Source organism: Phenylobacterium sp. (assembly GCF_046290725.1).
Classification (GTDB): Bacteria; Pseudomonadota; Alphaproteobacteria; order Caulobacterales; family Caulobacteraceae; genus Phenylobacterium.
In genome coordinates this window covers 1,469,067-1,492,538 of sequence record NZ_JBKBUH010000001.1, presented here as the reverse complement: position 1 = coordinate 1,492,538, position 23,472 = coordinate 1,469,067, and the positions used below count along the sequence as shown (strand labels likewise).

The window sequence follows — 23,472 nt, the reverse complement described above, 5'->3', positions numbered from 1 at the left end:
GCGCCCCGGCTGCGTGGGCCTCAGTCGGACGCTCCGCCGTGGGCCCGGACCGCCGCGGCCAACTCCTGCCGCATCACCGTCTTCAGGCGCTCCGGCGCCAGGATCTCCACCTTGTCGCCCCAGGTGAAGAGATGCCAGGCGAGCTCGCGCATGCCGCCGGCGGTGAAGCGCACCAGCACGCCGCCGTCGGGCAAAGGCTCCAGTTCCTGGGTGGGGTGGAAGCGCCAGCCCATCGCCTCCTCCGCCCCGTGCGGCTTGATGCGCAGGCGGACGTCCTCGATCTCGTCCTGGTAGATGCCGAAGCTACGGTTCATGAATTCGCGCAGGGAGAAGCCCGCCGGCCGCGTCCCCGGGATGTCGGTGACCTCGATGTCGCGCAGTCGGTCCAGGCGCCAGGTGCGGGGTTCCGGCGAACTCCCTTCTCCGCCTACGAGATAGTTCGAGCGGCCGAACATCAGGCCGAAAGGCGTCACCTCCCGCACCCGCCCGGGCGAGGAGCCGCCCTCGTAGCGGAAGCGGAGCCGGTGCAGCGACATGATCGCCTCGCGCACCGCGCCCAGCACGGTTTCATCCTCGAAGGGCCGCGGCCCGGCGTGGATCGCCACCGACTCGGCCTCCAGCAGGGCCTCCAGGTCCGGCGCCAGCTTGCGCCGGGCGCCGGCGCGGATGGCCGAGAGCACCTTTTGTTCGATGGAGAGCAAGGCTCCGGCCCGGGAACTGGCGCCGGCGGCGCGGAACTGCTCGGCCGCGGCGTGCAGGGCCGCGAACTCGTCGGCCGTCGGGGCCTGGAAGACGCCGTCCAGGCCCGAAGGAATACGGAAACGGCGGGTGGGCGGATCCTCCACCTCTTCCATCTGAGGGAACACCTCGCGGATCGCGTCGCGCATGCGCTCGGCCGTACGTCGGCCGATGCCGACCCGTTCGGCCATCTCGTCCAGGGTCAGGCCCTCGGCCGAAGCCGCCAGCATCCGGGCGAGCTCCAGCAGCCTCGCCGCCTTCTCGTGACGCATGGGAACAATCCTGGAACTTCATGCGTCCGTATTTGACGCATCGGCACTTTAGACCGGATCTCGCCGAGACGAAAGGAGCTCCCGATGCCCAACGTGACCCGTCTTCCCGCCCCCCGCCGCCCGCGTCCGGAGCCGCTGTTCCTGTTCGACGCCCGCAGGCCGACCCAGGCCGCCAGCGCCGACATGATCGAACAGGTCATCACTCACGCCGACACCGCCATGCGCATGTCGGGCGGGCGCTGCAAGTACCGCGTCTCGGCCCAGACGGTGGAGCGCCTGATCGCCGAAGGCCGGCTCGAGGCGTCCGCCCGGCGCCTTGCCGACCTGACCGTGATCTGGGACGAAACCGAAGGCCAGGTGGCCACCGTCCGCGACGACGCCCGCCTGCGCGACGCCGCCGCCCGCTGGGCGGAATGGGACGCCCTGTGGGACGAGGAGAGCTTCGCCCCCGAGCCGATGACGCGTTCCTTCGCAGCGTGAGGGCGGCCGAACTGCCGCGGCGGGTCCGGGCGACGATCTTTATTGCGAGTCATTCTCAATAACAATAGGGTCTGGCGACGGAGACCCGCCATGCCCCAGCCGAACCCCGACGCGCCCGCCCAGCTTTCCGAACTCTTGCGCGGCGAGCACATGCTGCTCTGGAGCTTCAGGGCCATCGCCTTCGGGCGCGGCGACTGCGCCCTGGTCCGCCGCCAGTTCGAAGAGGCCTGCGGGCCGCTTGCGACCGAAGCGCTGGCCGCGCTCACGGTCTTCGTCCGCGAACTCGGGGTGGGGGGAAAACGCCGCCTGACGCTCGCAGCGCCAGGCTCCTTCAGCGTCACCTGCGACGAGCAGACGATCCTGGCGGCCTTCGCCGCGGCGCAGGCCGAAGAGTACGGCCGCATGGAGGCGCATCTGTCCTGGCTGACCGGCGATGCCGTGCGGCCGCCCTTCCCCGCCGCCTGTTGTCTGCTGGCACAGGCGTTTGCGATGAACGACCTTTCCCTGCGTTGCCCGCCAGCGTCCGAGCCGAAGCATGGCGCCCCTGGCGCGGCCGCGCCGGCGCGCCTAGCCTGCGTGCATGGATGACGCCGACGACCTGAAGGTCACCGACAACCCCGCAGCGGGCCGCCTGGAAATCCGGCTGGGGGAGAACCTCGCCTTCGCCGAGTACCGGCTGGAGCCGGACGCCATCGTCTTTCCCCACACGGTCGTGCCGCCGGAGTTCGAGGGCCGCGGGGTGGGAAGCCGCCTGGTCCGCGCCGGGCTCGCTCTGGCCGAGGCGAAGGGGTTGCCGATCAAGCCCACCTGCCCCTTCTTCCGCGCCTACATCGCCAAGCGGCCGGAACTGCACGAGCGGGTGCATCCCGACATGCGTGGAGCCCTTACCGCGGGCTGAACCGCTTCAGCCGTGGGCGCGCCGGGAATCCGCCGGCGCCTGACTCCGGTCTTGCAGGCCATAGTCGCGGACAACGGCGGCCACTCGAAGCCGATAGTCGGCGAAGATCTCCACCCGGCCCGCGGCCTGGATCCGCCGATGCGCCTCCACCGCACGCCAGCGGGCGACGGCCTCCTCGTCCCGCCAGAATGAGAGCGAGAGCACCTTGCCCGGCGTCGTCAGGCTTTCGAACCGCTCGATGGAGATGAAACCCTCGATCTCATCCAGCAAGGGACGCAGGGCCGCCGCCGCGTCGAGATAGGCCTGCTGGCGGCCTTCCTTGGCTTGGGCCTCGAAGATGACGGCGATCATGGCGTCACCGGCTTCAGGAAGGTGCGTTCCTCCGAGAGGATGAAGCGCTCTTCCTGCGCCATGGCGAAGTTGGCGGCCCCGGCGGGATCGGCCTTCAGCCGGGCGCGGTAGGCCTCGTAGGCCGCAAGGCTGTCGAAGGAGATCAGGGCGATCGCGATATTGTTCGTCCCCTCGTGCGGCAGGAAGTAACCGAGGAGGTCGCCCCCACAGGCCGGGATGATGGAGAGCCAATTCCGGGCATAGGTTTCGAAGGCGTCGCGCTGGAACGGGTCGATGACATAGCGGATGCAGCAGGTGATGGTCATGGGGCCGAAATAGCCGCGATCGCGGCTGCGATGCTTCGACCGCGCTCGAAGCGTCCCCGCTCGCGCGAGCGCCCTACGGCCGGTAGTCTGACGCCATGAAGCTCGGCCCCGACATCGCCCGCATCGGCGCCCTCCTGGGCGATCCGGCGCGGGCCAACATGCTGACGGCGCTGATGGGCGGCGAGGCGCTGACCGCCAGCGAACTGGCGCGGGAAGCCGGGGTGACGGCGCAGACCGCCTCCTCCCACCTCGCCAAGCTGCAGGCCGGCGGGCTGGTGGCGGTTCGGCGCCAGGGTCGGCACAGTTACTTCACCCTCGCCAACGCGGACGTCGCCGCCGTGCTGGAACATCTGATGGGCCTGGCGATCCGGGCCGGTCACCAGCGGGCGCGCCCGGGGCCGAAGGAGCCGGCCCTGCGACAAGCGCGGGTCTGCTACGACCATCTGGCCGGAGAGCTGGGCGTCGCCCTGCTCGAAAGCCTCTTGGCGCACGGGCGGATTCTCGACGTCGAGGGCTCGCTGATGCTGACCGACGAAGGGGCGGCCTTCGCGCGCGACTTCGGGATCGAATTGACGGCGACACGTCGCCCGGTTTGCCGCGCCTGCCTCGACTGGAGCGAGCGCCGCAGCCACCTGGCCGGGGCGCTCGGCGCGGCCCTGCTGGACAGGATCTACGCCCTCGGCTGGGCGCGGCGCCTCCCCGGCACGCGCATCGTGGCCTTCAGCGCTCCCGGCCTGGCGGCCTTCTCCCGCACCTTTGCGCCGGCCTCCTCGACGTAAGCCGTCGACAAGCGGGCCGACCTCGGCTTTGCTGCGGCGCCCGCGCCCGCGGGCCAATTCAAATTCGACTTTTCGATTGGGGACGAATTTCCAGATGGCTCGACTATTGCCCGAACCTACGCCGGAGACCCAGCATTTCTGGGACGGCTGCCGAAACGGGGAGCTGCTGCTGCAGCGGAACAAGCAGACCGGCGAGGCCTATTTCCCGCCCCGGCCCTTCTGCCCGAAGACCGGTTCACGCGACGTGGAGGTGTTCAAGGCCAGCGGCCGCGCCACCCTGCATTCCTACGTCATCAATCACCGGCCCCGCCCCGACATGGGGACCGAGCCCTACGCCATCGCCGTGGTGCAGCTCGAGGAAGGCCCGCGGATGATGACCAACATCGTCAACTGCCCCCAGACCCCCGAGGCGCTTGTCCTGGACATGCCGCTTGAAGTCGTTTTCGAGAAGATGAGCGACACGATCTCGCTGCCCTTCTTCCAACCCGCGAAGGCCTGAGGCGAGACTATGAAGCAGAACACTGTCGCGGTCGTCGGGGCCGCCGAAACCACCAAGATGGGCAAGATTCCGGACGTCTCCGTGATCGGCCTGCACGCCGATGCGGCGCTGAACGCCATGGCCGACGCTGGCCTTTCGCCCGCGGATATCGACGGCGTTGCCTGCGCCGGGATCAGCCCGGTCGAGCTCGCCCACTATCTGGGAATCACGCCGACCTATGCCGACGGCACGTCGGTGGGCGGCTGCTCCTTCATGCTGCACGTCCGCCATGCGGCGGCGGCGATCAATGAGGGCCTGTGCAAGACCGTCCTGATCACCCACGGCGAATCCGGCCGCTCGCGGGTCGGGGCCGGCGGCTTCGGCCGTGCGCCCTCCAGCCTGATGGGCCAGTTCGAGATGCCGTTCGGCGTCACCTCGCCGCCGACCATGTTCACCGTTCCGGTGCTTCGCTACATGAAGACCTACGGGGTGACCGAGGAAGACCTGGCTACGGTCGCCGTGATCCAGCGGGAATGGGCGGCCAAGAACCCCCGGGCCAGCTTCAAGGACCCGATCACCGTCGACGACGTCCTGAACTCGCCGATGATCGCCTGGCCGTTCCGGATGCTGATGTGCTGCCTGGTCACCGACGGCGGCGGCGCCCTGATCCTGACCAGCGCCGACCGGGCCAAGGACTTCCCGCAAAAGCCCGTCTATGTGCTGGGCACGGGCGAGAGCGTCGAAACCCCGATGGTCAGCCAGATGGAGGACTTCACCTCCTCCAAGGCGTTCCGCGTTTCGGGCAAGAAGGCCTTCGACGAGGCGGGGATCAAGCATGACGACGTCGATCACCTGATGATCTACGACGCCTTCGCGCACCTGCCGCTCTATGGCCTGGAGGACCTCGGCTTCTGCAAGCCGGGCGAGGCCAAGGACTTCATCAAGGGACGCAACACCGCCATCGGCGGCAAACTGCCGCTGAACACCAACGGCGGCGGCCTCTCCTACATGCACTCGGGCATGTACGGCATGTACGCCCTGCAGGAGAGCGTGCGGCAGATGCGCGGGATCGCCCCGGCCCAGGTCGACGGCGCGAAGATCAGCGTCTGCCACGGCGTCGGCGGCATGTTCGCCGCCTCCGGCACGATCATCTTCTCCAACGAGAAGGGCTGACGGAGGCGGGCCCGACGCCATGGCGTACGATCCGACATGGCGTCCGGCCGGCTTTTGGGGGGCGAGGGCTTGGCTCCTCGCCCTCCTCATCCTGATCGCCGGCGCCGTCGCCGCGCGCGCCGAGAGCCGTGCGCCTGACCTGGTGCTCACCGGCGCCCTGACCGGGCGGGCGCATCAGACCTATACGGAGCTTCCCTTCCGTGTGCCTGCAGGCGTCGAACGGATTACGGTGGAATTCGCCCATACCGGCAAGGAGCAGCGCTCGGTCATCGATCTGGGCCTGCGCGATCCCGAGCGGTTTCGCGGCTGGAGCGGCGGGAACAAGAGCCGCTTCACCCTGTCCGAGACCGAGGCGACGCCGTCCTACCTGCCCGGGCCGATCCGCGCCGGGACCTGGAAGCTGGTCCTGGGCGCGCCGAACATCCGCGCGAACGCCGAGGCGCGCTACGAAGCGAAGATCTGGCTGCACCGCAAGGGCGAAGCCTTCGCGGGATTTGCGGAGGCGCCCTTGGCCGAGGGCGAGCGCTGGTGGCGGGGCGACCTGCACATGCACACCGGGCATTCCGACGGTTCCTGCCTCTCGCGGCGGGGGGCGAAGATCTCCTGCCCGGCCTTCAAGACCGCCGAGGCGGCCGTGGCCCGGGGCCTGGATTTCATTGCCGTGACCGACCACAACGCGATCTCGCAGTTCGGCGCGCTACGGGAGATCGCGCCCTATTACGATGACCTGCTGATCATCCCCGGCCGCGAGATCACCACGTTCCAGGGTCACGCCAACGTCTTCGGCCCGACCGGCCATCTCGACTTCCAGCTCGGCGGGCCGCGGGCGCCGGACCTCAAGGCGATCCTCGATCAGGTAGAGACGGCCGGCGGGCTCTTCTCCATCAACCATCCGGGGCTGCCGTCCGGCGAGATCTGCATGGGATGCGGCTGGACCGCGCCGGACGCCGACTACGCCCGCATCCAGGCCGTGGAGGTGGTCAACGGCGGGGTGGCCGAGGGACCGCTGTCCGGCCTGCCCTTCTGGGAAGCGCGGCTGGGCGAGGGCTGGCGAATCGTCGGCGTCGGCGGATCGGACAACCACGACCCGACCCTGTCGCCGGGCAAGGCGCCCGCCATCGGCGTTCCCACCACCGTCGTCCGCGCGCCGCAACTCAGCGAGACCTCCATCCTGCAGGCTATCCGCGCGGGCCATGTCTTTATCGACGTGGAGGGATCCCGCGACCGGATCCTGGAGATCGACGCCGAGGCGGGCGATGCGCGGGCGGAGATGGGCGGAAGCCTGATCGCGCCGGCCGGAACGCGGGTGCGGCTTCTTGTCCGCACGGCCGGGATCGCCGACGGAATGGTGGTTCTGGCTGGTGACGGGGGCCGCCTGGCGGCGAACCCGAAAGCCCCGGTCACCGAGGCCAACGCCTTGGCGACGTTCGAATTCGTCGCGGACGGAACCCGCGGCTGGGTGCGCGCCGACGTCCGTTCTCGGGACGGTCGCCTGCTGCTGATCGGCAATCCGATCCATCTCGATCCCGGACTCTGAGCCGGGACGGAATTTGTTGTTAACCGTCCTTGGGTTAGCACAAATCGGTCGGATTTCGTCGGGCAATCCATGGGTCTCAATCCGGAATCACGCGCCCGCTTCAATCTTGAGCGCGCCTCGATCCTCATCCTGGAGCCGACCCCGATGGGCATGGGCATCCTGGCTCAGATTCTCACCGGGTTCGGGGCCAAGACCCTGCATCGCTGCGAAAGCGTCGCCGAGGCCGAGGATGCGATCCGGCGGGTGGAGATCGACCTCGCCATCGTCGACACCATGGGCGGCCCCGGCTACGACTTCGTGGCCTGGCTCCGGCGCAGCGGGATCGAGCCCAACTGCTACGCGCCGGTGCTGATGACCGCCGGCCACACCCCGTCCGGCGATGTGAACCGGGCCCGCGACTGCGGCGCCCACTTCGTGATGGCCAAGCCGCTGACCCCCATCGCGGTGCTCGAACGGATCATCTGGATCGCGCGAGAAGGGCGGAAGTTCGTCGAGTGCGACACCTATGTCGGGCCCGACCGCCGCTTCAAGAACGAGGGCGTGCCGCCCGGCATGGTCGGCCGCCGCCGCGACGACCTGCAGGGCGACATCGGCGACGCCCAGACCCCCAACATGGACCAGGAAGTCATCGACGCCATGGTCAAGACCCGACGAGTGGAACTATGAGCGCGGTGAAGATCCATACGCCCCCGGTGCGGTTGGCCAAGCTGCTGCGCACGCCGGGCGGGCTGCCGGTGGCCGAGGCCCTGCAGAAGGCCGGAGCGGGGCTGGAGAGCCTGAGGGGCGAGTGCCTGAGCGAGCTGGACCAGGTGCTTCAAGCCGCCGAGGCGATCGCCGCGCGCGCCGGCGGCGAGTACGACGCCGAACTGACCGCCGAACTTTATGGCGTCGTCTCCACGCCCATCGGGGTGGCGGGGGTCTGCGGCTTGCAGTCGGTGGAGACGGCCTTGCTCAGCCTGTGCGATCTGCTCGACCGGCTGAAGGCGAAGGGGGGGTGGGACGCCAACGCCGTGGCCGTGCACCTGAGGGCCTTCCGCCTGCTGCTGCATACCGAGGCGGCCAAGGATGACGCGGGCACGCGCGCCATCCTGGACGGCCTGCGCAAGGTCAGCCAGCGCTACGCCGGCGAAGAAGCCCCGGCCGGCAAGTAGTTGCCGCTCCTTAAGGGTTGAGGCGGTCGGTGATCGCCCAGAGCCCGTCGACCACGGTCTTGAGCTGTTCCGGATCGGTCCCGTCCTTGGTCCAGAGCAGGCGCAGGGCGTTGGCGTGGACGCCGATCGAGGCCCAGTCCTGACGGCCGTGCGTACGCTGGCGATCGACCAGTTCACATAGGCTGTAGGCCGCATCGCACAGGGTGCGCTTGTTGAACATGCCGGCGATGTCGAGGATGGTGGAGCCTTCCTCGTAGACCGAATCCAGGCTGGCGCTCTTCTCCTGGCACATCACCTCCAGGCGGCCGATCATCGCGCCGAGCGACTTCATGGCGTCCCCGGCATGAGCGGCGAGCTCGCGCGCGGCGCGTTCGCTCGCCAGCCCCGCGGTCATGCCGCCGGGGCGGGCGACCTGGTCGGTCAGGCGGTACTTCACCTTGACGAATTCGGCGTCGCTCACAGCTGCACCCGCGTCGGTTTGAGGAGCATGTCGATATCGGATTGATCGAGATTGGGATCGGTCGCCATGCCGACATGGGCCGAAAGGTCGTCCTTGCGGCGGCCCTTCATGCCCAGCGGCGGCCCCAGGTTCTTGAAGCGGCGGTCCGGGCCCACATAGTTCTCGGCCACCACCATCTGGCGCTCATCCTTGGCGACCCAGAAGATCCGCTGCAGCAGGACCTCGGGCGTGAAGGGTCGCGCCACCACGAAATTGGCCCCGGAATCGCGGCTCTTCTCCACCATCGAGCGCGCCGCATGGCCGGTCAGCAGGATGACCGGCGTGAACCGCGCATGTTCGGGCGCCTCGCGCCGCAACCACCGGATGAAGTCGTAGCCGTCCATGTCGGGCATGGAGGCGTCGGTGACGATGAGATCGAGCTCTTGTGTCTTCACATAGTGCATGGCCTCGGAGCCCGAGCCGCACTTGAATTGCTTGCGCACGCCGAAGCCGCGGAACATGGCGTTCAGCGCCTCGAGCGCCTGGGAGTTGTGCTCGACAAGCAGCACGACCGAGCGGTCGAGATTGATCCGGATCTGCGGGTCGAGGGCCACGGCGGCTCCGTCAGAACAGATCGAGGTCGCCGGCGTCGGCGCGCACCGCCTCGGCGGCGTGCGTCATCCGGGCCAGGCGGTTGGCCAGATCTCCGAGCGTCACGCCCGAGACGGCCTCGCTCAGGTCGTAGCCTTCCTGCGGCGACTGGCTGGCCAGCCGGCGCGTGAAGTGGGCGAGTGCGGCCAGGTGCTGGGTCAGCACGTCCAGCGTCTGGGCCTCGTGCAGGGCGATGGCCAGGGGTTCGCCACGGCTGGCGCGCACCAGCTGGGTGACCAGCGTCTCCAACCGGTCGCACAACTCGCCGGCATGCTCCAACTCGCTGGCGATCGAGGCCAGCACGTCGGGGGCCAGGACAGGCGCGGCGGCTTGCGTCATCAAAACAGCTCCACAGCCCCTTCGTCCTCGACGGGCGCGGGCTTTGCGCGAACAGGTTCGCTCAAACGGGTTAGCTCCGCGTTATCGGTGACGGTTCTTTGTTGCGCCCGGCCAGAGGTCGGCCAGTACTGCACGCGGCGGGCCTCGAAACCACCCAGGCTCGATCCGACCACGGGAATCCCTTCGTCGCGCAGGAATTTCTCGGCGAAGGCGGCGTTGGAGGCGCCGACGTCGGAAAGACCGCCGAACATCCGGGCCCCGCCGAACAGCTTGGCCTCGAGCCGCTCACGACGCGCGCCGGCGCGCAGGAGATCGTTGATCAGCAGTTCCATGGCGTAGGCGCCGTAGCGGCGGCTCTCGTCCAGCCCCTCCGCCTTACCTTCGGGCAGAAGGAAGTGGTTCATGCCTCCCACGCCGCGGACCGGATCGCGCATGCAGACGGCGACGCACGACCCCAGGATCGTGGTCAGCAGCACGTCCGGATCGCTCGATATGCAGTGCTCGCCTTGCACCACATGGATCCGTTTGCCCGGCCGTTTGGAGACGTTCTCGACGATCATGTGAGGGGGCCGAACACCGCTTCGATTTTTTCTTTGAGGGTTTGGGTGGTGAACGGCTTCACCAGGTAGTTGTTGACGCCGAACTGCACCGCGCGCTGCACGAGTTCGCGGTCGGCGCGGCCGGTCAGCATGATGACCGCCGTCTTGGAGGTGGGCCCGTGGGCGCGGATCGCCCGCAGGAGACCAAGCCCGTCCAGCTTGGGCATGTTGAAGTCGGTGATGACCAGGTTCACCGGCGCGGCCAGCATGGCGCGCAGGGCCTCCTCGCCGTCGGGCGCCTCGCGCGTCTGGTTGATCCCCAGGGCGTGCAGGCTCGTCCGGATCAGCGAACGCATGGTCTGCTGGTCGTCGACGATCAGGGTCTTGATGGATGCTGCCGCAGGCATCATGCGCTCCTTTGCCACTCTGCGGCGGCGCAGAGGGAGAGTAGGGCCGGACCCATACGGGAGAGCCCGACCTGCTTTTCGACCGCGCCGATTTCGTAGGCCGCGCGCGGCATTCCGTAGACGACGCAGGACGGCTCGTCCTGCCCAAGCGTCCGGGCGCCTGCCCGGCGCATGGCCAGCAGGCCCTGGGCGCCGTCCCGGCCCATGCCGGTGAGGATCGCGCCCACCGAAGGGCGATTGAGCTTCGCCACGGAGTCGAACAGCACGTCCACCGAAGGGCGGTGGCCGTTCACCGCTTCGCTCTGCCGCAACCGGATGGTCGGCTGGCCGGCGGAGATCACTTCCATGTGGGCCTCGCCGCCGGGGGCGATGTAGACGTGGCCGGTCTGCAGCCGGTCACCGTTGCGCGCCTCGGTCACGGTCGCGCCGGAGACCCGGTCCAGGCGGGCGGCGAAGCTGCGGGTGAAGGTGCCCGGCATGTGCTGCGTCACCACGGTGGGCGGACAGGCGTCGGTAAAGTGGGCCAGGATGGTCATCAGCGCCTCCACCCCCCCGGTAGAGGAGCCGATCGCCAGGACGAGGTCGCTGGCCGCCCGATAGGCGCCGTCGCGCTCCACGGGCGCGGCAGGGCCGGCATAGGGCTTCACTCGCGCGCGGGCCGCAGCCTTCACCTTGGTGGTCAGGTCGGCGAAGGCTTCCTGGGCGGTCACACCGCCTACCGGCTTGCCGATGCAGTCGACGGCGCCGAGCTCCAGCGCCTCGATGGTGATATCGGCGCCCTTCTGGGTCAGGGTGGAGACCATGACCACCGGCGTCGGCCGCAGGCGCATGATCTTCTCCAGGAACTCGATGCCGTTCATGTGCGGCATCTCGACGTCCAGGGTGACCACGTCGGGATTGAGCTTCTTGATCAGCTCGCGCGCCTCGATCGGGTCGTTGGCGAAGCCCAGCACCTCGATTTCGGGGTCGCGCTTCAGGGTCGCGCCCAGCAGGCCGCGCATCGTGGCGCTGTCGTCGACGATCAGGACACCGACGGTCATCGTCCGTTCCTCAAGGCGTAGGTGGTGAGGCCGACGGTCTCGAACTGCGCCGCAGCGGGGCCGGTGACCCGTTCGGAATGGCCGATATAGAGCACGCCGCCGGGCTCCAGGGCGGGGGCGAACCGGCTCCAGATGCGCTCCTGGGTCGGCTCGTCGAAATAGATCACGACGTTGCGGCAGAAGATGGCGTCGAACCGGCCCCGCATGGGCCAGTCGCCGATCAGGTTGAGTTCGCGGAAGGCGACCAGTCGGCGCAGCTCGTCGGCCACGCCCCAGCGGGTTTCGGCGCCCGCCTGCACCTTGCGGAACCACTTGCGGCGCAGCTCCAGCGGCACCGGGGCCACGGCGTCCTCGCGATAAACCCCGGCCTTGCCCTCAGCGATCATGTTGGGGTCGATGTCGGTGGCCAGGATCTTCACGTCCAGGTCAGCCGCCTCGGGCAGGGCCGCCAGCACGGTGATGGCCATCGAATAGGGTTCCTGCCCGTTCGAGCAGGCCGCCGACCACAGGCGCACGCGGCCGCCGCGGCGCGCACGCTCCACCAACGGCGGCAGCACATGGTCGCGCAGGTGCTCGAAGTGATGCGGTTCGCGGAAATAGCGCGTCACGTTGGTGGTGAGCGCCGCCATCATCGCCTGGCGCTCGTCGACGCCCTCGGCGCCTTCGACCAGCTTGCAGTAGTCGCGGAAGGAGCGCAGACCGAGCGAGCGCAGGCGCTTGGCCAAGCGCGAATAGACCAGCGCCGCCTTGCCCTCGCTGAGCGCGATGCCCGCGTGGCTGTGCAGGATCTGGGCGATCTTCTTGAAGTCCTCGGCGGTGAACAGGAACTCGCCTTCGACCAGTCCGGCCCCGGCGCCCCCCTGACCGCGCGGATCGGCGAGCGTTGTCATGCGGCCTCGGCTTCCGTCTCCTGCAGCACCCTGTCGAGGGAGATCAGGCTGATCATCCGGCCGTCGATGGCGAACAGGCCCTTCACGAAGCTCTTCACCTGATCACAGGCGATGTCGGGCGTCGGCTGCACCATGTCGTCGGAGAGATTGATAATGTCGGAGACGGCCTCGACCAGCAGGCCGAGCGTGCGCGAGCCCACATTGACCACCATGATCACGTGCCGGGCTGTGGGTTCGGTGGTCGCCAAGCCTAGGCGCGCGCCCAGGTCGACGATCGGCAGCACCGCCCCGCGCAGGTTGATCACCCCCTTGATGTAGGAGGGCGTCCTGGGCAGGGGCGTGGCCGGCGTCCAGCCGCGGATCTCACGCACCTGCATGATGTCGACGCAGAATTCCTGATCACCGATGCGAAAGGCGATCAGTTCCCGGCGGTGGCCGGCGGCGATGTGGGTGACGGGATCGCTCATCGTTGTCCTGCCTTATCCTGCCATGCGCTTTTCGGGCCGCGGCGCCGGCTTGCGCCGGTGCTGGGTCGTGACCAGGGCGTCGACGTCGAGGATCAGCGCCACGCGTCCGTCGCCCAGGATGGTGGCCGCGGCCACGCCGTCGATCTGCTGGTAGTTCGCCTCCAGGCTCTTGATCACCACCTGACGCTGGCCCTGGATCGCCTCGACCAGCAGGGCCGCCTTGCCCCCGCCTTCGCTCTCCACCAGCACCGCGACGCCCGAAGCCGGCGGGATCGCCGTGTCGCGGAAACCCAGCGCCACGCCCACGTCGATCAGCGGCACGAAGGTCTCGCGGATCCGGATCACCGCGTCCTTGCCGCCGACATAGTGTACATCCTCGGCCTTGGGCGTCAGGCTCTCGACGATGGCCGACAGCGGGGCCACCAGGGTCTGTTCGGCGGCGGTCACCACCATGCCGTCGAGCACCGCAAGGGTGAGCGGCAGGGACATGGTGAACTTCGAGCCGCGACCCGGCTCGGACGAGATGGAGATGCGTCCGCCCAGGGCGGAGATCGAACGGCGGACCACATCCATGCCGACGCCGCGGCCGGAGATGTCGGACACGGTCTCGGCGGTCGAGAAGCCCGGCAGGAAGATCAGGTTGTCGACCTCCTCGTCCGACAGCACCGCGTCTTCGGCGATCAGCCCCTTGGAAACGGCGATGCCGCGGACACGCTCGCGGTTGATGCCGCGGCCGTCGTCCTCGATCTCGATCACGATGCGGCCGCCGCGGTGGAGGGCGCGCATGTGGACCACGCCCTCGGCCGGCTTGCCGGCGGCGGCCCGTTGCTCGGGCGTCTCCAGGCCGTGGTCGATGGCGTTGCGGAGCATGTGGGTGATCGGGTCGGTCAACCGCTCGATGACGGTCTTGTCCACCTCGGTGTTCTCGCCGTCCATGATCAGCTTGACCCGCTTGCCGACCATGTCGGCGACCTCGCGGACCAGGCGCGGCATGCGCTGGAAGACCGACTTCACCGGCTGGGCGCGGATGGCCATGACGCTATCTTGGATCTCGCGCGTCAGGAGCTCTAGGTCCTCCAGGCCTAGCGCCACGTTGGACGAGCGCGCCAGGCCGCTTTCCAGCACGCGCTGGGACAGCATGGCCTGTTGGATGACCAGTTCGCCCACGGCATTGATCAGGCGGTCCACCCGGTCGAGATCGACCCGGATGGTGGCGGCGGGCGCGGCGGCCGGCTGCCCGGCCGGGGCCGCGGCGGGCGCGGCTTTCGCGGCCGGCGCCGGCTTGGGCGCGGCGGCGGCGAGGCTCGGAGCCTCCGCCTGAGCGCGGGCGATCAACGATGCGACGTCGGCGGCGGGTTCAGGCGCAGGCTCCGGCTCCACCGGTTCCGGCCCAGGTTCGGGCGCGGCGTGGGCTTCCGGCGGAGCGAGTTCCGCGGAGGGCTCCGTCGACGCCCCGCCCTGGACGCGGGCTAGCAGGGCTTCCAGGTCCAGCGGGGCGTCGGCCGACGCCTTGGCCAGGTCGTCGTCGCTGCGCGGGCCGCCGCCGCCGGAGGGAGGCGAGGGTGACGAACTGGAGCCGCTCTCGCAGACGATCTCGATCTCGCAATCGTCCTCGACGAACTCGAAGACCTCGCGGATGGCCGCTTCGTCGGCCTCGGTGGTTAGCCGCACGGTCCAGCGCAGGTAGGCCGCCTCGGCGGAGAGCTGGTCGAGGGGCGGCAGAGCGCTGTCGTCGAACGTGACCTCGGTCTCGCCCAGCCGCGCGAGCTCGCGCAGGACCAGGCCCGACTCGTTGGCCTTGGCGTACATTTCCGATTTCGGCGCGAACAGGACCCGCCAGGTGGCCGCGGCCGGCGCGGCCTCCACCGTGGGTTCGGGTGCCGGGGTGGGATCGAAGGCCGGGGCGGCGTCGCCGGCGGCGGACTCCTCGTCGATGCTAACCGCCATGGGAACGAAGCCGAAGTCCTCGTCCTCGCCCAGCGGTTCGTCGTCGACGCCGTCGTCGCCGATCAGCGCCTTCAGTTCGGTGAGCATGCCGGCGGAGCGGCCCTCGTCGACCTGACCGCCGTCGCGCGCCGCCGCCACATGGTCGGCCAGCACGTCGAAAGCCCGCAGCAGAGTCTTGGCCACGTCATCCGTCAGGTCCATCTGGCCCGAGCGCAGCTCGTCCATGACGGTTTCGAAGACGTGGGCGAAGCGGATCAGGTCTTCGAGCCCGAACGCGCCGGCGCCGCCCTTGACGGAGTGCACGGCTCGGAAGACCGCGTTGATGGTCTCCGGATCGGCGTCGCCCGCCTCCATCGAAAGGAGGCCCTGTTCGGCGTCCGTCAGGAGCTCGTCGCACTCCTGGAAGAAGGTCGCCTTGATGCTCTCGAACGGATCCAACGGGACGCTCCGGTTGGGTGGTGACGCGCTTGCGGCTACGCCGCGACGCGGCGGACGGCTTCGACCAGCTTGACGGGATTGAAGGGCTTCACGATCCAGCCGGTGGCGCCGGCGGCGCGAGCGCGCTCCTTCTTGGCCGCGTCGCTCTCGGTGGTCAGCACCAGGATCGGCGTGGCGCGGTGATTCGGATCGGCCCGCACGCCTTCGATCACGCCGAAGCCGTCCAGGCGCGGCATGTTGATGTCGGTGATGACCACGTCGGCGCCCTGGGCTTGCAGGACCTCCAGGCCCTCCACGCCGTCCACAGCCTGCAGCACGGTGTAGCCCGCCTGCACCAGCGCGTGGTTCAGCATCTCCCGCATGGTGCGGCTATCGTCGATGGTCAGAACGGTCTTGCTCACGAAAGTCCCCCCTCGGGCTCGAAATGGATTTCGGGATTCCCGAACGCAGCCAGTTGCTCTGAAAAGCCTGAAGACGGTTGATTCACCCTTAAGGACACGCCGTCTTCGACCCAGATTTTACGCGCCGACATCAAAACCTGCAGGCAGAGGCCGCCAAGGCGGGTCACCTGGGAGGCGTCCAGGGCCAGGGGGCGGCCCCGGAGCGCCATGAGCTCGGCCCGGAGCGGCTCGGCCGCCTGCAGGTCGAGAACCGGCGGCAGGCTCACCTCGGCGGGCTCGGCTGGCGTCGACATCGCTTTACATCCCCTTCGGCCGCTTTGCGGCGTTTAGAACTCTTCCCACCCGTCGGCGTCCGGCTCGGGCTTGCGCACGGCCGCGCCGTCCCGGCTGGACCGCTTCAGCTGCGGCGCGGCGGCGCGCGGGGCGCTCGCCGGCGGAGCCTTTGCGGCCATGCGGGTTTCGCCGACCTGGAAGCGCGAGACCGACGAAGCCAGCGTCTCGGCCTCGTTGGCCAGCGCTCGGCTGGCGGCGGTCGATTCCTCGACCATGGCCGCATTCTGCTGAGTCATCTGGTCCATTTGGTTAACGGCGATGTTGACCTGGGCGAGCGCCGTGGACTGCTCCTGGGCCGAGGCCGCGATCTCGGTCACCAGGCCGTCGATCTCGGCCACGCGGCCGACGATCCGCTGCAAGGCCTGGCCGGTCTCACCCACCAGCCGCACGCCCGAGCCGACCTGGGCCGTCGAGGCGGAGATGAGGGTCTTGATCTCCTTGGCGGCTTCGGCCGAGCGCTGGGCGAGCGCGCGGACTTCCGAAGCGACGACCGCGAAGCCCTTGCCTGCGTCGCCGGCCCGGGCCGCTTCGACGCCGGCGTTCAGGGCCAAAAGGTTGGTCTGGAAGGCGATCTCGTCGATCACCCCGATGATCTGGCTGATCTCCTGGGCGGAAGCCTCGATCGCGCTCATGGCCGAGACCGCCTGCTGCACCACTTCGCCCGAAGTGTGGGCGTCGCCGCGCGCGGCCACCACCATCTCCGCGGCGGTTTTGGCGCCGCTGGCCGACTTGCGGACCGTGGCGACGATCTCGTCCAGCGCCGCGGCGGTCTCCTCCAGGCTCGCGGCCTGCTGTTCGGTGCGGCGCGAGAGGTGGTCCGCGGCGGTCGAGATCTCGCTCGAGCCGCTGCGGATGGCCGAGACATTGCCGGCCACCACCACCATGGCGTCCTGCAGATGGCCCATGGCGGCGTTGAAGTCGTCCTGCAGCTGCCGGTAATCGGCCGGGAACGGCTGGGCGAGGCGATAGGTCAGGTCGCCGGAGCTCAGGCGCGACAGTCCCTCGGCCAGCGCTGAAACGACGGCGGCCTGCTCGGCGGCCGCGGCGGCCTTAGCCGCCTCCACCCGCGCGCGCTCCTCCTCGGCGGCCTTGCGCTGCTCGGCGGTCATGCCTTCGAGGCGCAGCTTCTCCAGGCCCGCCTCCTTGAAGACCACCACGGCCTTGGCCATCTCGCCGACCTCGTCCTTGCGGCCGGTCGCCGGGACGTCGATGGTGAAGTCGCCCTCGGCCAGCCGGCGCATGGCCCGCGTCATGGCGGTGACCGGCCCGGCCACGGTGCGGGTCAGCACCAGCCCCAGCGCCACCGACAGAGCCAACGCGATGCCGATGCCGAGCGCCAGGGACAGGTCGGCGAATCGCTTGGCCGCCACCTGCTTGGCGCTGAGCGCCTCCATCACCGCGGTCTCGGCCTCGACCAGCGCCTCGATGCCGTCTTCCGCCGGGGCGATCAGGGTGTCGGCCTTGCCGTCGGGGCCGATCATGCGAATCGCTTCGGCCAGGGTCTCGGGGTCGCCGACCATGCCCTTGCCGGCCTCGACGATTTCGGCGTGCCACTTGTCGGCTGCGGCGACGATCTCGTCGACCTTGGCGGCCCCGTCGGCCGTGTCGGTGAGAAGCTCGCGGGCCCCGGCGAGCTGCTTCTTGAAGTTGCCGCGATGCCGTTCGATCCGCTCCACATAATAGGGGTCTTGCGAGAGCAGGAAGCCGCGGAAGCTGTTCTCCTGGCGGGAAAGGTAGAACTTGGCCGCCTCCAGCGCCGCCAGCGTCTTCTGGCCTTCGGCCACGGCGATCCGCGCCTGGTCGAGCGACCGCAGGTTCAGGTACATCGACCCGCCCATCACGCCCATGGCCAAGGTCGTCGCAGCGAAGCCGATCGTGAGCTTGCGCGAAATCTTCAGATTGTTGAACGACATGACCTCTTCCTCGGCAACTTATCGCGAACGAGAGGTCATCTCGCTCACGTATAATTTGTGGAATGCGGGAAAGCGGCTTTCAAACTTCTTGTTACTCGACTCTGGCCTTCCAATACTTGGAAGCGAATCGAGCCGGTCCGAAAGCCTCCCCCGGCTCCTCAAGCCTGGGTAAGCCGGGCGTCTTGAAAAAAGAGTTACCGAGGCCGAGGCCTCGAGGCCGAAACGGCTTGAGTCATTTAGAGAAATTTGGTTCGACGATGGTTTATGCGACAACCTGCCACACAACCGCTCCGCCGCTATGGAAGAACCGCCTCGCGCCCGCACCCGAAAGTAGAACCGCACAGCTGAAGTATAGGCCGCTTGCGTAACGTGTTCTTCATTCGCGCACGCCGGCCGCTTCCCTTCCGCCGGGTCAGGCCTGAGACCATGACGCTGCGGTCGTAGAACCGCGGGGAGACACGCCATGGACCTGAGACTGACGCCGGAGATGCAGGCGTTCCGGGAGGAGGTGCGCCGGTTCCTGCAGGCGCATCGCGACCGCTACGCGCCCGGCGCCGGCGTCGAGCGCCCGCGGGACGCGGCGATGGAGTGGCAGGCGCTGCTGATCGAGCACGGCTATGCGGCGCGGACGATCCCGAAGGAATATGGCGGCTACGGCGCCGAGCCCGACATCCTGAAGGCGCGCATCATCGCCGAGGAATTCACCCGCGCCGGCGCCCCGCGCGGATTCGCCAACCAGGGCATCTCCATGCTCGTGCCCACCCTGCTGGAAGTGGGGTCGGAGGAGCAGAAGCGCCGCTGGATCGCCCCCACCCTGCGCGGCGAGACGATCTGGTGCCAAGGCTATTCCGAGCCGGGCGCGGGTTCCGACCTCGCCTCCCTTCAGACCCGGGCGGTGGAGGAGGGCGACGACTTCGTGATCAACGGCCAGAAGATCTGGACCAGCACGGCGGCCCAGGCCGACATGATCTTCTGCCTGGTTCGCACCGAACCTGACGCCCCCAAGCACGACGGCATCTCCTACCTGCTCTTCTCCATGAAGACGCCGGGGATCGAGGTGCGCCCCCTGAAGACCATGACCGGTTCGGCGGAGTTCAACGAAGTGTTCTTCACCGACGTCCGGGTGCCTAAGAGCGCGGTGGTCGGCGGGCGCGGGCGGGGTTGGTTCGTCGCCAACGCCACCCTGAAGCACGAGCGCGGCATGCTGGGCGACCCCAACGCCACCGAGGCGCGGCTGCACGCCCTGATCGAGCTGATGAAGACCGAAACGGTCGGCGGCGAACGGCTGATCGACAATCCGATGCTCTGCGACCGCCTGATGCAGCTGCAGGCCCGGGTTCTGGCGATGAAGTTCAACGGCCTGCGCCTGCTGACCGCCTCGATGACCGGGGAGCCGCCGGGCCTGGCGGGGCTGGTGGTCAAGCTGCAGGGCTGCGAGCTCAACCACCAGATCGCAGCCCTGGCCATCGATGCGTTGGGCGAGCTCGGCGTCCTCTATGAAGACGGGCCGCACCTCCGCGCCGGCGGAAGCTGGCAGCGGAACTACATGTTCGACCTGGGCCTGATCATCGGGGGCGGCACGGCCCAGATCCAGAAGAACATCATCGCCGAACGCGGCCTTGGCCTGCCGCGCGAACCCAAGCTTGCAAAGGCCTGACGCGATGGACTTCTCTCTCGCCCCCGATCAGCGGCTGATGCAGGAAAGCCTCGCCCGTGCGCTGGCGGAGAAGGTTCCGCTGGACCGCGTCCGCGCCTACGCCGCCGATCCGAATGACGCGGCCGGGGACGTCTGGAGCCTGCTCGTGGAGTTCGGCCTGCCGGGAATGCTCATACCCGAGGAGTTCGGCGGGCTCGGCCTGTCGCTGCTGGACGCCGCTCTCGCCGCCGAAGCCCTCGGCGCCGCCGCGACCCCCGGCCCCTTCCTGGGCGCCTGCGTGCTCGCACCCCTGGCCCTGCGGCTCGGGGGCTCCGCCGACCAGCAGCGCGAATGGCTGCCCAGGATCGCCGCCGGCGAGGTCGTGACCGGCGCAGCGATCGCCGAGCCCGTCGCCGGCGCCCGCGACGGCGCAGGGGTGACCGTCTCCGGGGGCAAGCTCAGCGGCAAGGCGCTGTTCGTCACCGACGCCCTCTCCGCCGGCCTCTTCGTCGTGGCCGACGGCGACGGCGGCCTGCACCTCGTCCGGGGCGACGCGCCGGGGCTCTCGCGCTACGCCATGACCACCATCGACCTGACACGCCGGCTCGGCGAGCTTCAGTTCGACAAGGTCCCCGCCGAACCGCTTGGGGAAGTGCTCCCCCGCCTGCGGGACGCCGGCTGGACGCTGCTGGCGGCCGATACGCTTGGCGCCGCCGGGACCATGATCGCCAAGGCGGTCGCCTACGCCCAGGAACGCAAGCAGTTCGGCCGGGTGATCGGCTCGTTCCAGGCGGTCAAGCACATGTGCGCCGAGATGGCCGCCGAGCTGGAGCCCGCCCGCTCCCTCGTGTGGTACGCCGCCTACGCCTTCGACGAGGCGCCGGAGGAGGCCTCCCTCGTCGCCGCCCACGCCAAGGCGCATCTGTCGGAAATCGGCCGCTTCATCGCGCGCACAGCGACCGAGGTCCACGGCGGCATGGGCATCACCGACCTGCTTGGCCTGCACTACTGGTTCAAGCGCATCGGCCTGGATCGCCAGCTGCTCGGCGGCCCCGAGCGAGTGCGCCGCCTGGCCGCGCAGATGCAAGGCCTGGCGGCCTAGACAGGCGAGGCCATCAGCCGGCGCCGCTCTGTAGAGGCCACGAGTTCGGCCCAGATCGCTTCGATCAGGTCCGCATCTCCCCGCGCCTCCGCCGCCACGTGCAGCTCGATCAGCGCCTCGCGCAGGCGATCGTTCTCGGCCTTGAGAGCCGAGATCCGCAGGCTCGCGCCCGCCTCTCCAGCCCGTTCGGCGACCGCAGGGTCGCGAGCCAACAGGGCGCGGAGGGCGCGGTTCTCCTCCGCCAGCCGGTCGGCCATGCCGTCCCAGACCTCGGCGGCGATGGCCAGCAGCGCCGCCGACAGTCCGAGCGCGCCGGCGCGATCGGCCGGGGGGACCTCGGGCTCGGCGTTGCGGACCAGAAGGCCGGCGAGTTCGGCCAGGACAGCGGGCACGGCAGGCGTCATAGGCGTCCCATCACTTGCAGGGCGGCGCGGTCCTGGGCGTTCTGCAGGGCCCAGGGCGGATAGACCATGATCGGCTCGCGGTTGCCGCCATCGAGCCAGGCCCGGGCCGAGGAGACCCAGATCGCCTGCCCCTTCACACAGTTGAAGAGCTCCCACCACCAGAGCGCTTTCGGATCGGCGACCAGGCCGCTGGCCCGCTCCCAGGCGGCGACGGCGTCCTGCCGAGGCGCAAGCCCGCCCGCCAGCGGGCGGCCGAACGTCCAGACCGAATTGAGGCTCCAGCCCAGGTCCTCCAGCGGATCGCCCAGATGGGCCATCTCCCAGTCCAGCACCCCGTGGATCTCGCCCGCCTCGTCATAGAGGAAGTTGCCGGTCCGGTAGTCGCCATGCACAACCGAGAGCTTCTGGGCCGGCGGCGGCGGCTCGGCCCGCAGGCGGCGGATGGCGGCGCGGATGATCGGCATGGGTTCCGACTGATCGGCGTCGATCACCCCTTCCCAATAGTCGAGCTCGCGCTTCCAGCACGCGTCGAGGGCGACAGGCTCCATCACCTCCGCCAGGCCCAGGCCTTGCGGGTCGGCCTTGGCGATCTCGCCGAGGATCGTCCATTTCCGCTCCGCCAGGCGCGTATGGACCGCGTCATACTGGCCGCCCAGCAGCACCTGGGGCGAAGCCTGAAAGCCCGCGATCTCCTCGGCGACGAAGAACGGATGATCGAGGGCGCCGCTCTCCTCCTCCAGCCACAGCATCTCCGGCACGGGCACGGCCGAACCGTGGAAGGCGCGGTAGGCCTCGAACTCGATCCGGCGCTCGGTGTCGATCAGGGAATCCGGTGGGTCTCGCCGCAGGATCAGCTTGCGTTCGCGCGCGGCGCCGGCCCCGTCGGTCCAGCTCAGCACGAAGCGATAGGTCTCCCGCGAGGCCCCGCCGGATATCCGGGTGAGGCCGCGCGCGACCACGTCCCGCGCCTGCGGCATCCGGCCCGCAATATAGGCCGCCAGCCGGCTCTCCAGGGACGCCGTCACTGCAGTGTGAACCGCACGGGGAGGGTCTTGGGGCCGTTGACGAAAACCGCCTGGGACATCTTCGGCTCGCCGGTCAGCTCCACGCTCTTCAACCGCGGCAACAGCTCCTCCCAAAGGATGCGCATCTCCATCTTGGCCAGATGCTGCCCGAGGCACAGATGCGCGCCATACCCGAAGGCCAGGTGCTTGTTGGGCTTGCGGTCGACGCGGAAGGCCTGGGGCTCGTCGAACACCGCCTCGTCGCGGTTGCCCGAGGCGTAGCAGAGCATCATCCAATCGCCGCGGGCGAGCGCCCGGCCGGCGAACTCGGTGTCCTCCGTGGCCGTGCGCATGAAGGTCTTCACCGGTGTGGTCCAGCGGATGGACTCGTCGACCAGGCTCGGGATCAGCGACAGGTCGGCCTTGAGCTTTGCGAACTCGCCCGGGTTCTCGGCCAGGCCCCAAAGCGCCCCCGCGGTCGACGAGGACGTGGTGTCGTGCCCGGCGGTGGCGACGATCATGTAGTAGCTCATCGCCTCCAGCTCGGAGATCGGCGCTCCGTCGATGGTGGAATTGGCGATCACCGTGGCCACGTCGTCGCGTGGATTGGCCCGCCGGTCGGCCGATAGCTTGGCGAAATAGGCGTAGAAGTCGGCGACCACCCCCTCGGCGATCAGCTTGGTCATGTCGGCGTCGGGATCGGCCTTGCGCCCGAGTTCCGGGTCGGAGGCGCCGAACAGCTCCTGGGTCAGCATCAGCATCCGCGGCTCGTCCTCCTCCGGGACGCCCAGGATCTCCATGATGACGTGGAGGGGGTAGTGCAGCGCCACCTCGCGCACGAAGTCGCACTGGCCGCCGGTCTCGACCATCTTGTCCACCGCCTTGCGGGCGATGCCGCGGATGCGATCCTCCAGCCCCCGCAGGTTCGGCGGCATGAACCAGGCCTGGGTGAGCGCCCGGTACTTCGGATGGTCGGGCGCATCCATCTGCACCAGGCTGCGGACCAGATGCGGGCTGCCGCCCATCATCTTGCGCACCGCTTGGTCGGCGGCCTTGTTGGTGAGCACGGTGGAGCGGTCGCCATTGTGGAAGAGGGCGTTCTGCCGGCTGATCTCCAGAATGTCGGCATGGCGTGTCGCCACCCAGAACGGATCGAAGCCTTCCACCTCGGCCACGCCGAACGGCTCCTTTTCCCGAAGCCAAGCATAGGTTTCATGAATGCGGCCGTCGGCATAGGCGGCCGGATCGACCAGCACGGTCGCGTGTTCGTCGGGAATGCGGTGTGTGGTGACGCCCATCTGGCTGTCAGGCTTCGCCCGCCGGACGCAAGGTAAACTTACGTCGGGTAAGCAAAACCCAT

Annotated in this window: 29 protein-coding genes; 11 read left to right on the top strand and 18 right to left on the bottom strand. The window is 69.0% G+C overall.

All coding sequences use genetic code 11. The features are described from left to right. Positions 1-20 precede the first annotated feature (20 nt). Entirely contained in the window at positions 21-1,010 is a 990-nt protein-coding gene (locus tag ACK41C_RS07880; protein WP_409652463.1) for a helix-turn-helix transcriptional regulator, read from the bottom strand. Between the two features lie 84 nt (positions 1,011-1,094). On the opposite strand from ACK41C_RS07880, the gene ACK41C_RS07875 reads away from it, so the two are divergent. The 3 genes from ACK41C_RS07875 to ACK41C_RS07865 all read left to right on the top strand — a co-directional run bounded on the left by ACK41C_RS07875 (position 1,095) and on the right by ACK41C_RS07865 (position 2,388). Beyond that, positions 1,095-1,490, top strand: a complete 396-nt coding sequence (locus ACK41C_RS07875) for a hypothetical protein (protein ID WP_409652460.1) — start codon at positions 1,095-1,097, stop codon at positions 1,488-1,490. Positions 1,491-1,580: 90 nt separating this feature from the next. Next, complete coding sequence (locus ACK41C_RS07870; RefSeq protein WP_409652458.1) at positions 1,581-2,078, top strand: hypothetical protein; 498 nt, start codon at positions 1,581-1,583, stop codon at positions 2,076-2,078. Beyond that, on the top strand, positions 2,071-2,388 hold the full coding sequence (locus ACK41C_RS07865) for a GNAT family N-acetyltransferase (RefSeq protein WP_409652456.1): 318 nt from the start codon (positions 2,071-2,073) through the stop codon (positions 2,386-2,388). Before ACK41C_RS07870 ends, ACK41C_RS07865 begins: the two co-directional genes overlap by 8 nt. Positions 2,389-2,394: 6 nt before the next feature. On the opposite strand, the gene ACK41C_RS07860 is transcribed toward ACK41C_RS07865, so the two are convergent. Further along, on the bottom strand, positions 2,395-2,739 hold the full coding sequence (locus ACK41C_RS07860; protein WP_409652454.1) for an antibiotic biosynthesis monooxygenase family protein: 345 nt from the start codon (positions 2,737-2,739) through the stop codon (positions 2,395-2,397). After that, entirely contained in the window at positions 2,736-3,044 is a 309-nt protein-coding gene (locus tag ACK41C_RS07855) for an NIPSNAP family protein (RefSeq protein ID WP_409652451.1), read from the bottom strand. Before ACK41C_RS07855 ends, ACK41C_RS07860 begins: the two co-directional genes overlap by 4 nt. A 95-nt stretch (positions 3,045-3,139) precedes the next feature. Here ACK41C_RS07855 and ACK41C_RS07850 point away from each other — a divergent pair, with 95 nt between their 5' ends. The 6 genes from ACK41C_RS07850 to ACK41C_RS07825 all read left to right on the top strand — a co-directional run bounded on the left by ACK41C_RS07850 (position 3,140) and on the right by ACK41C_RS07825 (position 8,162). Continuing rightward, positions 3,140-3,823: an ArsR/SmtB family transcription factor gene (locus ACK41C_RS07850; protein WP_409652448.1), complete on the top strand. Its 684-nt coding sequence runs from the start codon at positions 3,140-3,142 to the stop codon at positions 3,821-3,823. A 94-nt stretch (positions 3,824-3,917) separates the two neighbouring features. Beyond that, complete coding sequence (locus tag ACK41C_RS07845; RefSeq protein ID WP_409652446.1) at positions 3,918-4,322, top strand: Zn-ribbon domain-containing OB-fold protein; 405 nt, start codon at positions 3,918-3,920, stop codon at positions 4,320-4,322. Positions 4,323-4,331: 9 nt separating this feature from the next. Next, positions 4,332-5,474, top strand: a complete 1,143-nt coding sequence (locus ACK41C_RS07840) for a thiolase C-terminal domain-containing protein (RefSeq protein ID WP_409652443.1) — start codon at positions 4,332-4,334, stop codon at positions 5,472-5,474. A gap of 19 nt (positions 5,475-5,493) precedes the next feature. Then, a complete protein-coding gene (locus ACK41C_RS07835) occupies positions 5,494-7,011 on the top strand; it encodes a CehA/McbA family metallohydrolase (RefSeq protein WP_409652440.1) in 1,518 nt (505 codons plus the stop codon). A 69-nt stretch (positions 7,012-7,080) separates the two neighbouring features. After that, on the top strand, positions 7,081-7,677 hold the full coding sequence (locus ACK41C_RS07830) for a response regulator (protein ID WP_409652439.1): 597 nt from the start codon (positions 7,081-7,083) through the stop codon (positions 7,675-7,677). Beyond that, complete coding sequence (locus ACK41C_RS07825; RefSeq protein ID WP_409652435.1) at positions 7,674-8,162, top strand: hypothetical protein; 489 nt, start codon at positions 7,674-7,676, stop codon at positions 8,160-8,162. The genes ACK41C_RS07830 and ACK41C_RS07825 overlap by 4 nt, the downstream gene beginning before the upstream one ends. A 10-nt stretch (positions 8,163-8,172) precedes the next feature. On the opposite strand, the gene ACK41C_RS07820 is transcribed toward ACK41C_RS07825, so the two are convergent. The 12 genes from ACK41C_RS07820 to ACK41C_RS07765 are packed head-to-tail and all read right to left on the bottom strand — an operon-like array spanning position 8,173 to position 17,966. Beyond that, positions 8,173-8,622, bottom strand: a complete 450-nt coding sequence (locus ACK41C_RS07820; RefSeq protein WP_409652432.1) for a hypothetical protein — start codon at positions 8,620-8,622, stop codon at positions 8,173-8,175. Beyond that, complete coding sequence (locus ACK41C_RS07815; RefSeq protein ID WP_409652430.1) at positions 8,619-9,215, bottom strand: response regulator; 597 nt, start codon at positions 9,213-9,215, stop codon at positions 8,619-8,621. The genes ACK41C_RS07820 and ACK41C_RS07815 overlap by 4 nt, the downstream gene beginning before the upstream one ends. A gap of 10 nt (positions 9,216-9,225) precedes the next feature. Beyond that, entirely contained in the window at positions 9,226-9,591 is a 366-nt protein-coding gene (locus ACK41C_RS07810) for a hypothetical protein (protein ID WP_409652427.1), read from the bottom strand. Further along, positions 9,591-10,151 (bottom strand): chemotaxis protein CheD, encoded by a 561-nt coding sequence (locus tag ACK41C_RS07805; RefSeq protein WP_409652424.1) that lies wholly within the window; start codon positions 10,149-10,151, stop codon positions 9,591-9,593. Before ACK41C_RS07805 ends, ACK41C_RS07810 begins: the two co-directional genes overlap by 1 nt. Continuing rightward, on the bottom strand, positions 10,148-10,537 hold the full coding sequence (locus tag ACK41C_RS07800) for a response regulator (RefSeq protein ID WP_409652422.1): 390 nt from the start codon (positions 10,535-10,537) through the stop codon (positions 10,148-10,150). The genes ACK41C_RS07805 and ACK41C_RS07800 overlap by 4 nt, the downstream gene beginning before the upstream one ends. Continuing rightward, on the bottom strand, positions 10,537-11,577 hold the full coding sequence (locus tag ACK41C_RS07795; protein WP_409652419.1) for a chemotaxis response regulator protein-glutamate methylesterase: 1,041 nt from the start codon (positions 11,575-11,577) through the stop codon (positions 10,537-10,539). Before ACK41C_RS07795 ends, ACK41C_RS07800 begins: the two co-directional genes overlap by 1 nt. Continuing rightward, a complete protein-coding gene (locus ACK41C_RS07790; protein WP_409652416.1) occupies positions 11,574-12,467 on the bottom strand; it encodes a CheR family methyltransferase in 894 nt (297 codons plus the stop codon). Before ACK41C_RS07790 ends, ACK41C_RS07795 begins: the two co-directional genes overlap by 4 nt. Then, positions 12,464-12,934 carry a chemotaxis protein CheW gene (locus ACK41C_RS07785; protein WP_409652414.1) on the bottom strand — a complete coding sequence of 157 codons (471 nt, stop codon included), beginning with the start codon at positions 12,932-12,934 and terminating at the stop codon, positions 12,464-12,466. The genes ACK41C_RS07790 and ACK41C_RS07785 overlap by 4 nt, the downstream gene beginning before the upstream one ends. A 12-nt stretch (positions 12,935-12,946) precedes the next feature. Then, positions 12,947-15,319, bottom strand: coding sequence for a chemotaxis protein CheA (locus ACK41C_RS07780; RefSeq protein ID WP_409652412.1), 2,373 nt, complete (start codon positions 15,317-15,319; stop codon positions 12,947-12,949). 35 nt (positions 15,320-15,354) lie between these two features. Further along, complete coding sequence (locus tag ACK41C_RS07775) at positions 15,355-15,720, bottom strand: response regulator (RefSeq protein ID WP_409652409.1); 366 nt, start codon at positions 15,718-15,720, stop codon at positions 15,355-15,357. Further along, complete coding sequence (locus tag ACK41C_RS07770; protein WP_409652406.1) at positions 15,717-16,013, bottom strand: STAS domain-containing protein; 297 nt, start codon at positions 16,011-16,013, stop codon at positions 15,717-15,719. Before ACK41C_RS07770 ends, ACK41C_RS07775 begins: the two co-directional genes overlap by 4 nt. Before the next feature lie 33 nt (positions 16,014-16,046). Next, positions 16,047-17,966 (bottom strand): methyl-accepting chemotaxis protein, encoded by a 1,920-nt coding sequence (locus ACK41C_RS07765; RefSeq protein ID WP_409652404.1) that lies wholly within the window; start codon positions 17,964-17,966, stop codon positions 16,047-16,049. Between the two features lie 463 nt (positions 17,967-18,429). Here ACK41C_RS07765 and ACK41C_RS07760 point away from each other — a divergent pair, with 463 nt between their 5' ends. Further along, complete coding sequence (locus tag ACK41C_RS07760) at positions 18,430-19,623, top strand: acyl-CoA dehydrogenase family protein (RefSeq protein WP_409652401.1); 1,194 nt, start codon at positions 18,430-18,432, stop codon at positions 19,621-19,623. Positions 19,624-19,627: 4 nt separating this feature from the next. Next, a complete protein-coding gene (locus tag ACK41C_RS07755) occupies positions 19,628-20,704 on the top strand; it encodes an acyl-CoA dehydrogenase family protein (protein ID WP_409652399.1) in 1,077 nt (358 codons plus the stop codon). On the opposite strand, the gene ACK41C_RS07750 is transcribed toward ACK41C_RS07755, so the two are convergent. Genes ACK41C_RS07750 through ACK41C_RS07740 form a run of 3 tightly spaced genes read right to left on the bottom strand, consistent with a single transcriptional unit; the run spans position 20,701 to position 23,410 of the window. Next, the gene (locus ACK41C_RS07750) at positions 20,701-21,096 is read right to left on the bottom strand and encodes a hypothetical protein (protein WP_409652396.1); all 396 of its coding nucleotides are present in this window, start codon (positions 21,094-21,096) and stop codon (positions 20,701-20,703) included. The genes ACK41C_RS07755 and ACK41C_RS07750 overlap by 4 nt on opposite strands. 8 nt (positions 21,097-21,104) lie before the next feature. Beyond that, a complete protein-coding gene (locus ACK41C_RS07745) occupies positions 21,105-22,133 on the bottom strand; it encodes a phosphotransferase family protein (protein ID WP_409652394.1) in 1,029 nt (342 codons plus the stop codon). Beyond that, on the bottom strand, positions 22,130-23,410 hold the full coding sequence (locus tag ACK41C_RS07740) for a cytochrome P450 (protein ID WP_409652391.1): 1,281 nt from the start codon (positions 23,408-23,410) through the stop codon (positions 22,130-22,132). The genes ACK41C_RS07745 and ACK41C_RS07740 overlap by 4 nt, the downstream gene beginning before the upstream one ends. Positions 23,411-23,472: the final 62 nt, after the last annotated feature.